This is a genomic window from uncultured Tenacibaculum sp. (assembly GCF_947504135.1).
GTDB lineage: Bacteria > Bacteroidota > Bacteroidia > Flavobacteriales > Flavobacteriaceae > Polaribacter.
Genome location: NZ_CANNGG010000003.1, coordinates 356213 through 370890, shown reverse-complemented (window position 1 = coordinate 370890; position 14678 = coordinate 356213). Strand labels below are relative to the sequence as shown.

Here is a 14678-nt window from a genome sequence, read left to right as displayed (position 1 = left end):
ATGAGAAAAGTAATCTTAGGAGTGGCTATGTTAGCTACAATTGGTTTAGTAAGTTGTAAAAACGAAGCTAAAAAAGAAACCGAAACAAAAGACATTCAAACAGAGCAAACAACAACTCAAGAAGTAGCGATGACTACAACAACTTTTGGAGTAAGAGGTAACTGCGGAATGTGCAAAAGCACTATCGAAAAAGCTGTAAATGGTGTAGATGGAGTAGCATCGGCAGAATGGGATAAGTTAAGAAAGCAAGTTAATGTATCGTTTGATGGTTCTAAAACAAATGTAGATGCTATTCATAATGCTATTGCGGCTTCAGGATATGATACTGATAAAGTAGCTGGAAATGAAGAAGCTTATGGAAACTTACCAGGATGCTGTCAATACGATCACGGTATGGAAATGAGTTTAAAAGGTGATGTAAAAGCAGATGAAACGTCTAATCACTAACTCTAAAAAAAGTGTAACGAAATTTTAAAATCGTTACACTTTTTTTGTTTTTATAAAGTTTATAAAAGATAAAAACCAGTAATTCAATTATCGAATTACTGGTTTTTTGTGACCTCGGCAGGATTACCTTATGTTGTTTGCGTTTGTTTCTGAAAATTCAAAAACTCAATAAAAATAAGGGTTTTAAGAGTGTTGTTGTTTCTACTTGTTTATAAAAATATAAAAAAAATACACTTTTTCTTACCACTATTCTTACCGCTGTTGTAAATTTGTGGTAAGTTAAAACGAAGAAGATGTATTTCTATTTAAAGCAACCCAAATCAGAAAAAGAAACTCTGATTATTATTCAATTTTATGTAAAGACCGAAAAGGCTATTTTCAAATATTCGACAGGAGAAAAAATTAATCCTGAAAATTGGGATTTTGATAATAGACTTCCAAAAACCAAAAAAGGTCTTGGTGGGGCGAAGTTAAAAAAAATAACTTCCAACATAATGTTATACGATACTTTTTTAGAAAGGCTAATTGATAATTGCAAAATAAATAACACACCAATTAGCAGAAAGTTTTTAAAAACAGAGTTTGACAAACATTTCAAAAAAGAAATCAAAGAAGATGATAAAGGTTTTGAATACCTAACCGATTTTATAGATGATTTTGTTTTAAAAGCACCAAACTTAATTAATCGTTCTACAAAACGAAATTATAATGCAACTAAAATCAAACATTATAAAAAAGTAAACAATAGACTAAAAGAGTTTGAAACTCATAGGCGTTCAAAAATTAAAATAGACAAGTTTGATATTGTAGTTTATGATGCGTTAATTCAGTATTTGACAGACAATAAAAAATACTCTATTAATTACACAGGGGATATAATTAAGAATGTGAAAAAACTACTTAAAGTCGCTGATGTAGAATTTGGCTATAATGTTCATAAGGATTACGAGCGAACTGAATTTTCAGTTTTAAAAGAAGAGAGTATATCAATTGCGCTTGATGAAGACGAAATCGACACGTTGTTTAATCACGATTTTTCCGAAGATGAAAAACTGCAAAATTGTAGAGATTTAGCAATTATTGGTTTATGGACTGGGTTAAGAGTTTCTGATTTTCTAAACTTGCCCGATATTAGTGTTAAAGATAAATTTATAACTGTTCAACCTCAAAAAACTAAAAATTCATCGGGTGTAAAAGTTGTAATACCCTTGCATCATCAAATTAAAGAAGTGATTAAAGAAAGAGGAATGCCAAGAATGATTAGTGATATGAAGTTTAACGAGTACATTAAAATTGTTTGTAAGCGAGTAGGCTTTAAAGATTTGGTTAAAGGCTCTTTAATGGTTAAAGATGAAAAAACAGAAATTTATCGTAAAAAAGTAGGAATGTATCCAAAATACAAACTTGTAAGTTCGCATACTTGCCGAAGGTCTTTTGCTACAAACTTGTATAAAATGAATTTTCCTACTTTGTCAATTATGAAAATAACAGGGCATTCTTCTGAAAAGAGTTTTTTATCTTACATAAAAGTTACACCAACTGAACACGCCGAAAAACTGCTTAATCATTGGAACGATTATTATAATTCAAAAGAAGCTGAAAAAGTAGAAGCGTAATTAAAAAGTACGCTTAATCACTTTAAAAATTTGATATACGTCGTTTAACTCCAATTCAAAATTTGAAAACTCGGGACTTGTATTTCTGCTATGGCAAAGGATAGTCCCTTTTTCTTTGTTTAACCCTATGATGTCTTTGTGAAAAACATTCTTTTTTGATAAAATTATCCAACCATATAAAGTAGGATTAAATCCGTCTAACCAATGATGCCTTTGTAGTTCTCTACCTAAAAGCAACGAATTATTTGGTGTGTCGTTGATTTTTCCACCGTTCATACTATCGCCTTTATTTTTAAAAGCTAAATAGTTTCCTCGTCCGTATCTGTCAACACTAAAAGTTACTTCTTCCCAATCGTGAATAACACTTACATCATCCAACGTTTCTAAATAAGACGAATACGCATCGAAAGGCACTAATCGAGTAGTTACGTTAAAACTTCCGTCGGGTTTTTCAACAAAAACATTTCCGCTGTTATTAACCATAACACCTTTACGAACTAACTCGCCTTTTCCTGTCAATAAATAGTCGTAATCAATTTCTTTATATCTCTCTGTTATCGCTTTGGCAAGTTTCGGACTTATCTTACTTCGACCATTACGAACGTAATAAATTCGGGAATTACTATTGTCGCCAATTTCTACTGAAAGACGATTTGCTTTGACGCCTAAATGGTCTAAAAGTTCTTGTAAAATTTCTGTACTGGGTTTCAACATTTTATAACTTTTTTCAAATTATTTTGTCCACAATTTAACCTAAAAAGTAGATTTTAGATATACATTTGCGGTGTAATTGTTGACAAAAATAGCAATAAAAATTAAAATTGTTGACAATTGTGCGTAAAAATTAAAAAATAACACAAAACATAAAAAAACACACCCTATGACACAAACTGACCTATTAAAAGCCAACATCAAAGCATTAACAATTTTTAAAGCAAATGACACAATGTTAAGTGTAGATGCCTGTGCTAAATTTTTAGGAGTTCATCCAAACACAATCAAAAACCGCATCCACCGACAAACAATTATTGCAGTTTTCCAAGACGGAAAATATCACATTCCAAAAATTCAGTTTTTAGAAAAAGTAGTTGAAGATTTTGCAAAAGAAGAATTTAAAAAAGTAGGATAGCACCACACGATAAGCAAGGCTTATCAATTTAAAGTAACTCACATTTACTTGTGAGTTGCTTTTTTTAGGGTATAAAAAAAGCGGTTAGCATCTCACCTCAAACCGCCTTTGTCAATTACGCCCTACGGCATAACCATTTGAACCACAAAAATAATGAAAAAAAGCGCAACTCAATCGAGGGCAACCGCTACACTCTTATCTGAAATAGGTTTGTATAACCAAATTGTAAAAGACAACCTACAACAAACGTCTTTAGATACAATTACGCAATACACAATCAAACTATTTAAAGACAATGCACAACGTAGCAAACTAACCGATGCACAATACAACAAAGCTGTTGAGGAATTTAACAACACACACGGCTTTTTACTACTGAAAAAAGGTAGTATCTACACTCAACCCAATGTAAAACAATATGCGTACATCAATTATCCTTTCATTGATAGAGAGGGAATGAAAAATGCAATGGATAACTACCGCCAATTTGTACACGAATATAACAAGCAAGTTGCCGAAGAAAACAAAGCGATTAACAAGTACAATAAATCTGTTGTAAAACCGAGTGAAACCGATGCAAAAATCCTTTCGTTAGTGGTTGATTTTACAACTGCCAACGCTCATTTATTTACAAGGCAATACAACGAAGCAGTTGCGGAACAGAACGAACGACTAACCGCAAACTATATCCCAAAAAAACGCATCCAAACAATCAAATACACCACCGAATTGGTGTTTAACGTGTTGGTTGGCTTTTACATTTCACAACTCAAAACACGCAACAACTATTTATTACAAATGAATAGACCAACAAGCGTACTTAAAAAGTCGTTGCCGAAATTAACCATAGACCAACGCAAATTAGCAACCCACAAAGTCGCCGATATACCAAGACTAAACTTTTGTAAGAAAACGGCACAAAACCACATTAAAAGATTGCGAGAAGCTGGCATCTTAATCAACTATACATACATCAACCAAAACAAGCCAATCGCTGTTAATTTCAACCCTAAAATTGTCGAAGTTTTAGACGGAAATCCGCCAAAATCGAAAACGTCTGAAAATCATTTTTTTAAGGGTGTAAGTGCGAAAAAGTTACCAGATAATAGTGATACTACAAGAACCTTTTTATTAAAAGAAAAAGAAATAAAAGAGTGTGCAAAACACACTATTGAGAAATGCGGTTTGATGCCTCAAGCAGAACGCAATAGCGGTGTATGTCCTGCGGACGGCTACAAGAACACCACAGCGATAAGTAAGACTTCTGAAATTTGCCCGCCCGTAAATCCCGCACATATTCGTTCGATTTTGCCCGATTTTTTGAAAAAAGACCGCCAACAACAAGGCACAAACAACACGATAACTGAAAATTTTATCCACAGATTGCAAGACGATAAGGCGTTAGCGGAACAATTAGCCAACGGCGATTTTGACAATTACAAAGGCTTGCGTTATGATTATTTGCGCAAGGTTGAACTATACGCAAATTTAACAAGCGAAGAATTTAAAGCGGTTTTAATACAGGATTTTATCAAAGTATCGGCGAAGATTTGGAAACAGCACAACGTCTATGTAGGCGAATGGAAAAAGGCTATCAACTACCTAAACGATACCCTATTTAAAAACATCACACAGAAATCAACACTTATTCAGAAGTTACAGGAATATCGTTGGAAATTGAATTTTGCTCGCAAGTGGTTTATCAAATCGAATGTTTCGGCACTTTATCCGTCAATGTATTTCGATGCAACCCGAACAGAAAGCAAAGAAATAGGCTTTTTCGGATTGCACAAGGTTTGGAAAACTCATTGCAAATACTTGGAAAACAAGTCTAAAAACCAACAACGTAATAAAACGCAAAGAAACGTAAGAAAGCGTAAACTTTCAGCACAGCAAAAATTAACAACTGCAATAAAAAAGTACGAAGCAGGCAAGTACACAGCACAGGAACTATTCAGCTATGTACAACATCATTTACCAAATGATTTTTTGCTTGCGCTACCAAATTTAGTCAATAATCAACCCACAAATAAAGCATAATAGCCTATGAAACAAACAAAATGCAACTGCGGACTAAACAACAAAATAACCTGTCCGAAGTGCAGTAGAATTAAAATGGTAATGCTACTAAAAAACGGCAACAACCATTTAAAACACCGCCGAAGTAACGGCAGATACGCAAATCCTGTTTGGTATAGTCATTTAAGCAAAAACCGAAAACCCGAAAATGTACTTATCAACTCGATGTATCAACGTTTTGAAAAATCGAATTGCAAACCTTTTACCAACAAACTAATGTTTTTTGATAATCAGACCAAACAACACCTAACATCAGTAACCATTTAAACCATAAATACAATGAACAAAGAGAATTTACAAGACAATTTAAAATACTTCTTAACCAATGAAGTAGAGAACGGCAAACGAGTATTTAAAATCGTTGACGGCACACATTTTCCATTGAACGAAGCGCACGTTTTTCATACAGGCGAAGTAGCCAATTTAGGCGATAGAGATGCAGATTTCAAGCAAATGGGCGACCAAGCCGATAATGAATATTGCGAATGGTACGCTAACAATCGTAATGCAGTTCGTAAGTTCTACGAGCAAAAAAAGTAAAGTATAATGTAAGTAATAGTAGTTAAACCAACACGGAAAAAGGGTTTGTAGTACGAGATTGAAATTCTGAAACCCCGAAATACCCAACAGCTCGCCAGTCAATCAATCTAATTGTTGGTTTGCCTATTGCTTAAAACCCAAAACGAATGAATACCTATCAAAAATGGTGCGAACTTCAAGAAGAAAAGGAATATTTAAAACGTAACAAAACGCAATTGAAATGCACTGAAATTCAGCATCAAAAAAATCAAAATGTAACGAAACGTACTAAAACGTAAAAGAACGTAAAAAAACGTAAACCTAATTTTAAACAAATGCAGATACATCAAGAAGAAAACGGCAACATCATTATTAAAAATCAATACGGAACAATCACGCATATTTTACCAAGTATCAGCGTGCAATTGCATCCAAGAAAAGAAAACGCCTTACTAATCGAAAGCAAAGACCTACGAAAAGGCATCGAATTTTTAGCAAACAAGCGAGTGAGAATAAACAATAAAAGCTATTACGATGTACACTCAATTTTAAATGTAATTGGTAAAACCATTGAGTTAAGCGGAACAAAAATACCAATCGACACCAAGCCAAAAACCAAAGAAGAAGACCCGAACTATGTAGCCTATTTACAGGCGAATACTTACGAAAAGTTGTTAGCCTTTGCAAAAAAGCATCACGGAAACACAGGCGGTAAAAACATACAGGACGGCAAACTTGTCGAAGAAGAGTTTTTCTGTCAGTTCGGCACGTTTACGATTAAGGTTGCTTTACGCTATCACTACCGACTTGACAAACCCGACTTGATAAAACATATTCAAATGTGGGGAAGCACGCAATACGTTACCAAACCTAAAAAAGTGTTTGTGTACGATGAAAACGATACCATTACAGGGTATATCTACAAGGAAACTTTTGAAGATTAATACAAACCAATAAATGTTAGCAATCTATACTAAAAAGAAACTATTTGAAAAGTATTACTATTTACCCGAAGATGAAATGCGAGTTGTCCTCAATGAGATAATCGCAAAAAATCGAAATTTAGCTTTTGATATAGCCAAGTATAAAAAGATACTTCGACCAACGGAAGTTCGGCTTTTTTTAGAGGCTTATGATTTGGTATAAAATGAAAACAGATTGCAAAATGCAATCTGTTTTTATCTGTTATTTACTCAATTTTAAAATTCTGAATGCACCTTGAATTACCAATACAAAAACAATTGTACCAATAATCAAATCAGGTTTGCTTGAACTCAACCAATTTACCAAAATTCCAGCAATTATTACTCCTAAATTGATAATCACATCGTTTGAAGTGAAAATCATACTCGCTTTCATATGAGCTTCTTCTTTACTTTTTGACTTTTGTAAAATATAAAGACAAATTCCATTCGCAATAAGTGCAAAAACTGATACGATTATCATTGTTGAAAAATGGGGAAGTTTCTCTGTGCCAAAAAATCTTCTTAAAACTTCTATAAATCCGATAATTGCAAGTGTAATTTGAAAATATCCAGCGAGTTTAGCAATCCTCTTTTTTCTTGTTAAAGTACCCCCAACAGCAAACAAACTAATTCCGTAAACGAAACTGTCAGCAAGCATATCTAAACTATCAGCAACTAATCCCATTGATTTTGAGATTATTCCAGTTGTTATTTCGATAATAAAAAATGCAAAGTTAATTCCGAGTACCGTCCATAGCAATTTTTTCTGATTTGCATTTTCATTAAATTCCGTTTGGTCGGTTTGTTCGGTTGATATTTTTTTTCCGCCTAAATTCAGTTCAAGAACTGACTTTTCAATTTGGTCGATTTGTCCTCTATGAAAAACGGTCAATTTTCGGTTGGGAATGTCAAAATCTAAATTCGCAATACTTGAAATTCCGTCTAATTTCATTCGGATTAGATTTTCTTCTGAAGGACAGTCCATTTTGGCAATCTCAAATATTGTTTTATTCATTTAGTTTCTCGATTTTCAATATTAACAACAGCTTCAAAGTTTAAAGAAGAAATCGTTATAACATTACTTAAAATGGTATAACTTAACAAATATAATGTTATTTAAGTTTGTTTTTTTAAAACAAAACCTCCGTAAAAGTAGCCAATCTTCGATAAAACTCCGCAAACCTCCGAAATCCTCGACCCCACTTCTAAACTCAATGTACTATTGCAGTATCAAAGCAATTTTAATGAGTTCAGAAGCAATCAATACGTTACTATACCGACCGCTAAAAAAAGGTGTTAAGTTCGATAACTTAATGCCTTTTAGTGATTGTAGTAGTACCAAGATTGCACACGGCAACACCAAAGTTGCGATTGATAGTATGGCGTTATGGTCGAAGCGATACCAAGACCATACAAAGGCACTCGCCGACACACATTTTGCACATCGCACCCTATCTAATTTATGCAAGGAACTGCACAGCTTTTTATTTCATCACTTACAATATAAAATAGATGATTATAACCAGTTATTGCGCAGTCCTGCGTGTGCTTGGGCTACTCGCTCACAAGGGTTGGATTGTAAAAGTTATAGCATTTTTGCAAGTAGTGTATTGTTAAATTGTGGGGTTTCTCACTACTTGCGACGTGCTATACAAAACGAGGGCGAGGGTTACAGCCACGTTTACGTGATTGTACCGAAAAACCAACAAACCTTAAACCTTAAAGACGGCTATTACACCATTGACGGCACTTTACAATCGAACAAAGAACAAGCGATTTACAAAGCCGATGATGTACTAATGTCAGCAACACCGAAAGGACTATCGGGCGCAGTTATGGGCGCAATCGGTGGCGAACTTGCCAAAGGTGTTGGGCAATTGGTATCGTATGCCGTGAGCGAGTTTATTCAAGAAATGAATTCGTGTAGCGGTTCGTATTATGATAATTCGGTGGTACAATTAAAAATCCGTAGAGATTTACGAGACAAACTTCAAGTAAAACTTATGGAATTAGGCGAAGCAATCACATTCAGAAACCGCCCAAGAATACAGCACCTTTTTAACGAGATTTTTAAAGAGGTGGATTTGGGTATCGCCCACCTACGCAACGAAACCGCATACAGCAGTTTTGAGCATTGCGACGGCGAAACATTGGCGCACGCTTTAGCCTTTGCCGAAAAGCTAAAAACCTTTATCGACAATTTTTACGAGGAGTTTAAAAAACGAAATCCGCATTACTCGGTTGAGGAATTTACCAAGTCGGCAAATGTGAATAGTCGCACGATGTATTTCGTAGTGGATAACGACACCAACCCAATCGTGGGCGATTATCGTTTTATCGTGCTACGCAAAGAAGTTTCAAAGTATGGTTTAGAGCCGATATTTCCTTTTGAAGAAAACTCCGAAAAGTGGTTGCAAAACAATTTGGTACACCTACAAAAAACGTACAACGACGGCAGGGAAAATCGCTATGAAAAAGAAATAACCCCACTACTCAACAAGGTTAAAGAGTTACGAGCAAAAGCGCATTTAGGCGGAGAAATGCTGTACTATTTCGAGCAACCTATCCAACGACAATTATATAGGGTTTGGCTCAAATACGACACGCAATACACCGACTTTTTACGTGAAGAAGCACAGAACGAACGCACCGCAAACGAATTAGCATTGCGTGATTATCAGAAACGATTTGCAAAGAATATCGAAGAAGATAAACAAGCCAAAAAACGCAAGCGATTAAAAATTCAAGTGGGCGTTGGTGCGGTGGTTACTTCATTGCTGTATCTCTACCTAACAAAAGAATAAGTTATGAACGAAGAATTTGACACAATCAACAGCTATCCTGCCTATGCGCTTCGTGGTTGGTTTGACGGCTTTTGCCCCTCGAACGGCATCGCCAACGATTTAAACCGCAAAGCACAGGGCGTATGGGCGCAAAAAAAGGAATGGGATAGCAAGTACAACGCCCTCAAAAACGGCAAACAAGCGATTGAGTGGGAAGCCTTGAAAAAGGAAGTCCGCAGATTAGAAGAAGAAATCAAAGCGGAACAAATCAAACTCAATCAAGAAAAAGGAATTTCGGAAGCATTAGGCTTGGGTGCGTGGTGTAATGGCGCAGTATCGAAGCGTAAAAAAGCCGAAGAAAGTTTGCGAAACGCCGAAAAGTCGTTAGGACAAATTAAAGGCGCATTTCAAACATTAGAACGCCAACAAACGCAAGGCATCCGTGAAGCAAGTAACGTAATTGCAGAGAACGAGAAAAAAATCAATCTCATTAAACAAGAAATTGTAAACACTCGTAAAAAGATTGAGGAGTACAAAGCCAAAAGGGATAACGCCCCGAAGCCTGTACCGACCAATAATGCCGTTGCGGTACACAATGCCAAAACGCAATCTATCTACGGAAAACTAAAAGAAAATGCACCGCTTATTATCGGTGGTTTGGCAGTTGTTTCGGCGATAGTGTATGTAAAAAGTCAACAGAAAAAAGGAATGGTTAAAGCTGTTCAAGTTTAAAAATTAGCAAGCTATGGATTTAGTAAAAACACACTTATTGCTTGCACAAGGGCAAGAAAAACAGCTTGAAAAACAACACTTTTTAAGCAACTCAAATTCCCTCAACGGATTTTGGGACGGCGCAAACTTCATGGGCATTTTAAACACTATCGGCGGTACGTGGTCGCAAATCGAACAAGCGAAAAACGGACAACCTGTATATGTTCAAAATCCGAACGGAGAGCAACAAAACATCGCACCGCTATTGCTTAAAAAGTTAGAAGAACAAGCCAAAGCACAGCAAACGTCTGTCGATAATTTTATGAAAATGATGCAAATGCAAATGCAGGCGCAACAAGAACAACCCAAAAAAGATAACACGCTTTTGTATGTGGGTATCGGCGCAGGTGTATTGGTGTTATTAGGCGGAATTTATGTAATCACTAAAAAATAAAAGCTATGACAAAAAAAGGAGTAGAAAATTCGGTAGTGAGTGTGGCGAGTATGACAGCAGGTGCAATGGCATCACGCATTATCGCCGATAAGCTACCAATTAAAAACAAGCACCTAAAAAGAGGTTTGTTAATCGCCACAGGAATTTTAGGCGCATCGGCATTAGATCGAAAAAGTACAGGCAGAAAAATCGGGCAGGATATGGCTATTTCAATGGCTGTAACCCAAACAGGACACTTAATCAAAGAAGTGGTACAAGGTCGATTAAAAGAAGACCAAACCTTGCATCCTGCATTGGGTAATCCGTTAGACGATTTTAACGAGCCAATGTTGGATAGTAGCAACTTTTTAGCAAGCTACACACCCAACTACGATGCAATTGCCGAAGACGTACTTTTTGAAGATGTCGAAGAATTTGCAGGATAAAAAACAAGTAACAACAATCATTTAAAAACAGAAAAAGAGAAATGAATTTTTTAAAAAACCAAGAAGCGTATTTACGAATTGCCGAGTATTTAAAAGACAAAAACGCTCGCCGTAAAGACAATGAAAAGTGGAACATCGGAGCAATGAAACCAATGCCGAGTTTCTTATATGCCAACAAAAAAATTGATGTTGGTGGTACGGTTTCCTTATTAACAGGAGCATCCGTAGCCAAAAGAGGTGTAACCAATTTTGACGGAAACTCACTTGTAAAAGGACGTGTTTTTGTGGCGGACGGCATCACATTAAAGGCAATTATTGCCGATGCAACCACACCCGAACAGGATGCAGAATATAGTCCGTTCAAAGTCCCGAACGTATTAATGCAATCGAATATCGTTGTGAAGCAGAAAAACGAAATCTTAATTGATTTACCGATTTGCGACATCATTCACGCAAGCGAAAACGGTAGCATTTATTTCAAATTAGGTTCGTTCGCCTTAATCGAAGACGACACCATTACGGAAATTGAAATCCAATATCCAGAGGGTGCGAAATTGACATTAGAGGACGGCAAAGCCTTATTTGTTTCGGCTCGTTTATCAGGATTTGCGACCTACCAAAAACGCTAAAACCCTTTTCACTAACAACTTTGCGCTACGTGGTTAGCGCAAAGTTTTAAAAATGCTCACAAATGAAAAAGATTTATAAACGTATTCGAGTAAACAAAAAACTCTTAAAGTTAAGCGCAGAGCCACAAGTTCAAAACAGATTATCGCCACAAGAATTTTTAATGAATGAAGTAACCGACACCTTGCCCGCAGGAAAAGTTGTTGGCGTGTACTTCAATCATTACGGCGGAAATATGCCTGCATTCGCAGATATTGGCGAGCCTTATATCGGTGAGGGAAATTATCCACGAAATCAATATCGTATGCCTTTTGGTTACTCTCATACCGACATCACTTTAAAAGATAGTCGAGGACATCAGTTAACCGAGCCGACCGACATTTTCGATTACGAACACAAAGGCGGTGGTTATTTAGACGGATTTAAAATATTAGACTTTGAAAGCAAAAACGAAAAAATCACGATTGCGTGGGAAACAATTGGCTCGATGCCTATTTGTGGCGAGTTCATTTTTGCGATTGAAGTTGATAATTGCGCTTGCTAATGAATGCAAGTTACAACACAGAAACTCACACAGAAGATTTTGAAATCAACATTGCAAACAAAGGCGGGTGCAAAGGATTGTTAAAAATCGAAGTGTTGGTAACAGAAACAAGTGTACCGCTTTTACTAAAGGACGGCTCACAGCAACGCATTTTTGGAAACTCGCCCCCTTTTGTGTTGCAATCCTTAACCCACCCAATCACAAGTGGTGTGTTAAAGTTTGAATTTGCCGAAGTAGAAGCCTTACAAGATTATCAAGAAGCAGAACAAAAAGCCATAGTACGATACCTATATTGTGAATAACGAATTAGCGAACATATTACTTGCACATTTAAGCACATCAACCCAAAACGTTGTCAAAGTTCAGCGTAACGGCGTTCGATTGGTTATATCTGACACCGAAAAACGATACTCGTTTTCCTTACAAGATATTGAGCAGAAATATAGTTCTATACCTAATTTTCTTCACACAATCGCACAAAAAGGTTTTACCAAAAATGTAGAGTTCGTCTTACAGAGAATGTACGAAAGCAAAGGCACATTTTCTTACCGAACGCTACAAGTATTAATAGAAGATTTAACCCACGATATGAACACAGCAGACAATCACGAAATCGTTTCATCGTACCCGACTTCGCCGAGTTATACGAACTTTTTGGGTGCGCCCGAATTAATGGCGAAAATGGTACAGGCAGAACGTTCAGAAGATTATAAAGAACAAGTACAGGAACTCAAAGAAACTGTTAAGGATTTGCGCTCGAAAAATCGAGTGTTAGAAGAAAAAAACAGCTCGCTAACCATAAAGTTAGAAACCGCTAAAGAGCGTGAAGAACTACGAGTACAAAAGGAACTATTAAACAAGAAAAGTTTTTTAGAAACGCCAGCTTTTGAAAAAACAATGGAAACGTTAGGTGGCATTTTACCGAAAGTTATTGAAGCATCCGCAAACAACAACGCAACGGCGCAACCCAACACAGGGTTAGCATCGCCGAGTTTGTCGCCGATTAAAAAAGCCTTTGTGCAAAAGTTAAGCATTGCCACAGACGAGCAAACAATGTTCTTTAACTACTTGTTAGATAATTGGAAAGAAGATTTGATACAATATGTCGCACAACATATCGAACAACAAGAAAACAACAATGAAGAAATTACAGACTAAAGAAGAAGCCTTACACGTATTAGAAAACTTACCCGAAAAAGTATTACTACGCTTGGCGGAATTGTCAAGCAACGAAAAGGCACAAGGCTACTTTTCGTGTCCGATTAAGTTCGGGGCGGTCAAGAGTTTTTTAAGCTAAAAACATAATTGAAATGGGAAAAATTGCAACGAAAAAGAATATTGAAAAAGCCAACGAAATGAGCGAGTTTTTGTTATCGAATAGGTCGCTATTAATCGTTGTTGGTGCGAGCGTTTTAGGTTTTATCGCCTATCGCCAAATCAAAAAAACTGCGGGGGCGGTTTCCGATGCCGTTTCCGATGTTTTTGCCGATGTACCTACCGACCACATTTCAGCCGATGTAAACGTAAACAATCAGAAAACCACCATTACAAAAGAGAAAGCCGTCATACTTGCAAAATCGTTGTTAGATGCCTTTAACGATACCACGTTTTTTGGCAGTCCTGCCACCGATGAGCGTAAAGTGGAGTATGTATTCGACCAACTCAAAACAGGCGATGATTTCCGATTGGTGTATAACATTTTCGGAAAACGAAAAATCATCAACGGCGGAACACCAACCACTTGGTTTGATAAAAAAATCGCTAACGAATACGATTTAATTTATTGGTTGAAAGCAGAAATTTCTGAAACGTGGGACAGCAGTTTATTCAATAAGATTAAAGACAGAGTACAAAGTGCAGGAATGCCCTTTTAACTAAAAAATAAAAAGACTATGGAAAGTGATTTACCAATCTTCGGTTTGGCGTGTCCGAGTACCAAACACGACCAACAAGAATTTAACACAACCGATAAAAAATGCGGATGCACTATGAAACAAGCACCACAAACATTAGTAAACGCAATCATCATCAACGAAAGCACCAATAAGCCTTTTGAAGCAGGATTGGTAAACGTTTACAACATCAATACAAAACAAGGAACGATGCCCGATGCGAACGGAAATTTTACCATACACGCATCGCCAAACGATGTAATTAGTATTTCGTTTGTAGGGTTTAATACAATCAAAATTAAAGCATCTGAATTACCTAAAACAATCGCCTTACAGGAAGCCAACGAAATGCTTAACGAGGTCATTATTACAGGTAAAAAACAACAACAAAATTACCTCTATGCAGGGTTAGGATTGACGGCATTACTTTTTGTATATGCTATTGCAAAAGACGACAAGAAATCAACTAAAAAAACAAGCGTATAAC

General features: G+C 36.2%; 21 protein-coding genes. 19 read left to right on the top strand and 2 right to left on the bottom strand.

Annotated elements, in window-relative coordinates:
* Together Q0663_RS08080 and Q0663_RS08075 are read left to right on the top strand one after the other, a co-directional pair.
* The gene (locus Q0663_RS08080; RefSeq protein WP_299009146.1) at positions 1-447 is read left to right on the top strand and encodes a heavy-metal-associated domain-containing protein; all 447 of its coding nucleotides are present in this window, start codon (positions 1-3) and stop codon (positions 445-447) included.
* A 293-nt stretch (positions 448-740) separates the two neighbouring features.
* A complete protein-coding gene (locus Q0663_RS08075) occupies positions 741-2063 on the top strand; it encodes a tyrosine-type recombinase/integrase (RefSeq protein ID WP_299009143.1) in 1323 nt (440 codons plus the stop codon).
* On the opposite strand, the gene Q0663_RS08070 is transcribed toward Q0663_RS08075, so the two are convergent.
* Positions 2064-2777, bottom strand: a complete 714-nt coding sequence (locus Q0663_RS08070; protein ID WP_299009140.1) for a hypothetical protein — start codon at positions 2775-2777, stop codon at positions 2064-2066. It lies immediately after the preceding gene.
* Between the two features lie 166 nt (positions 2778-2943).
* Between Q0663_RS08070 and Q0663_RS08065 the strand changes: the two genes are divergently transcribed.
* The 6 genes from Q0663_RS08065 to Q0663_RS08040 all read left to right on the top strand — a co-directional run bounded on the left by Q0663_RS08065 (position 2944) and on the right by Q0663_RS08040 (position 6734).
* The gene (locus Q0663_RS08065) at positions 2944-3192 is read left to right on the top strand and encodes a helix-turn-helix domain-containing protein (RefSeq protein ID WP_299009138.1); all 249 of its coding nucleotides are present in this window, start codon (positions 2944-2946) and stop codon (positions 3190-3192) included.
* A gap of 153 nt (positions 3193-3345) precedes the next feature.
* The gene (locus Q0663_RS08060) at positions 3346-5232 is read left to right on the top strand and encodes a hypothetical protein (protein WP_299009135.1); all 1887 of its coding nucleotides are present in this window, start codon (positions 3346-3348) and stop codon (positions 5230-5232) included.
* A gap of 6 nt (positions 5233-5238) precedes the next feature.
* On the top strand, positions 5239-5538 hold the full coding sequence (locus Q0663_RS08055) for a hypothetical protein (protein ID WP_299009131.1): 300 nt from the start codon (positions 5239-5241) through the stop codon (positions 5536-5538).
* Positions 5539-5550: 12 nt separating this feature from the next.
* Positions 5551-5811, top strand: coding sequence for a hypothetical protein (locus tag Q0663_RS08050; protein ID WP_299009127.1), 261 nt, complete (start codon positions 5551-5553; stop codon positions 5809-5811).
* 146 nt (positions 5812-5957) lie between these two features.
* A complete protein-coding gene (locus tag Q0663_RS08045) occupies positions 5958-6089 on the top strand; it encodes a hypothetical protein (protein WP_299009124.1) in 132 nt (43 codons plus the stop codon).
* A 36-nt stretch (positions 6090-6125) separates the two neighbouring features.
* Complete coding sequence (locus Q0663_RS08040) at positions 6126-6734, top strand: hypothetical protein (protein WP_299009121.1); 609 nt, start codon at positions 6126-6128, stop codon at positions 6732-6734.
* 241 nt (positions 6735-6975) lie between these two features.
* On the opposite strand, the gene Q0663_RS08035 is transcribed toward Q0663_RS08040, so the two are convergent.
* Positions 6976-7770: a cation transporter gene (locus tag Q0663_RS08035; protein ID WP_299009119.1), complete on the bottom strand. Its 795-nt coding sequence runs from the start codon at positions 7768-7770 to the stop codon at positions 6976-6978.
* Positions 7771-7999: 229 nt separating this feature from the next.
* Here Q0663_RS08035 and Q0663_RS08030 point away from each other — a divergent pair, with 229 nt between their 5' ends.
* From Q0663_RS08030 to Q0663_RS07980, 11 genes are all read left to right on the top strand, one after another.
* Positions 8000-9559, top strand: coding sequence for a hypothetical protein (locus tag Q0663_RS08030; RefSeq protein WP_299009117.1), 1560 nt, complete (start codon positions 8000-8002; stop codon positions 9557-9559).
* Positions 9560-9562: 3 nt separating this feature from the next.
* On the top strand, positions 9563-10270 hold the full coding sequence (locus Q0663_RS08025; protein WP_299009116.1) for a hypothetical protein: 708 nt from the start codon (positions 9563-9565) through the stop codon (positions 10268-10270).
* A gap of 13 nt (positions 10271-10283) precedes the next feature.
* Positions 10284-10703: a hypothetical protein gene (locus tag Q0663_RS08020; RefSeq protein WP_299009114.1), complete on the top strand. Its 420-nt coding sequence runs from the start codon at positions 10284-10286 to the stop codon at positions 10701-10703.
* A 5-nt stretch (positions 10704-10708) separates the two neighbouring features.
* Positions 10709-11128, top strand: coding sequence for a hypothetical protein (locus Q0663_RS08015; RefSeq protein WP_299009112.1), 420 nt, complete (start codon positions 10709-10711; stop codon positions 11126-11128).
* A 41-nt stretch (positions 11129-11169) separates the two neighbouring features.
* On the top strand, positions 11170-11757 hold the full coding sequence (locus Q0663_RS08010) for a hypothetical protein (protein ID WP_299009110.1): 588 nt from the start codon (positions 11170-11172) through the stop codon (positions 11755-11757).
* A 62-nt stretch (positions 11758-11819) separates the two neighbouring features.
* Positions 11820-12299 (top strand): hypothetical protein, encoded by a 480-nt coding sequence (locus Q0663_RS08005; protein ID WP_299009107.1) that lies wholly within the window; start codon positions 11820-11822, stop codon positions 12297-12299.
* Complete coding sequence (locus Q0663_RS08000) at positions 12299-12601, top strand: hypothetical protein (protein WP_299009104.1); 303 nt, start codon at positions 12299-12301, stop codon at positions 12599-12601. Before Q0663_RS08005 ends, Q0663_RS08000 begins: the two co-directional genes overlap by 1 nt.
* 217 nt (positions 12602-12818) lie before the next feature.
* Positions 12819-13457, top strand: a complete 639-nt coding sequence (locus Q0663_RS07995) for a hypothetical protein (RefSeq protein WP_299009102.1) — start codon at positions 12819-12821, stop codon at positions 13455-13457.
* Positions 13438-13596: a hypothetical protein gene (locus tag Q0663_RS07990; RefSeq protein ID WP_299009100.1), complete on the top strand. Its 159-nt coding sequence runs from the start codon at positions 13438-13440 to the stop codon at positions 13594-13596. The genes Q0663_RS07995 and Q0663_RS07990 overlap by 20 nt, the downstream gene beginning before the upstream one ends.
* Before the next feature lie 58 nt (positions 13597-13654).
* The gene (locus tag Q0663_RS07985; protein WP_299009098.1) at positions 13655-14173 is read left to right on the top strand and encodes a hypothetical protein; all 519 of its coding nucleotides are present in this window, start codon (positions 13655-13657) and stop codon (positions 14171-14173) included.
* 18 nt (positions 14174-14191) lie between these two features.
* Positions 14192-14677: a carboxypeptidase-like regulatory domain-containing protein gene (locus tag Q0663_RS07980; protein WP_299009096.1), complete on the top strand. Its 486-nt coding sequence runs from the start codon at positions 14192-14194 to the stop codon at positions 14675-14677.
* The last annotated feature ends 1 nt before the right edge of the window (position 14678 follow it).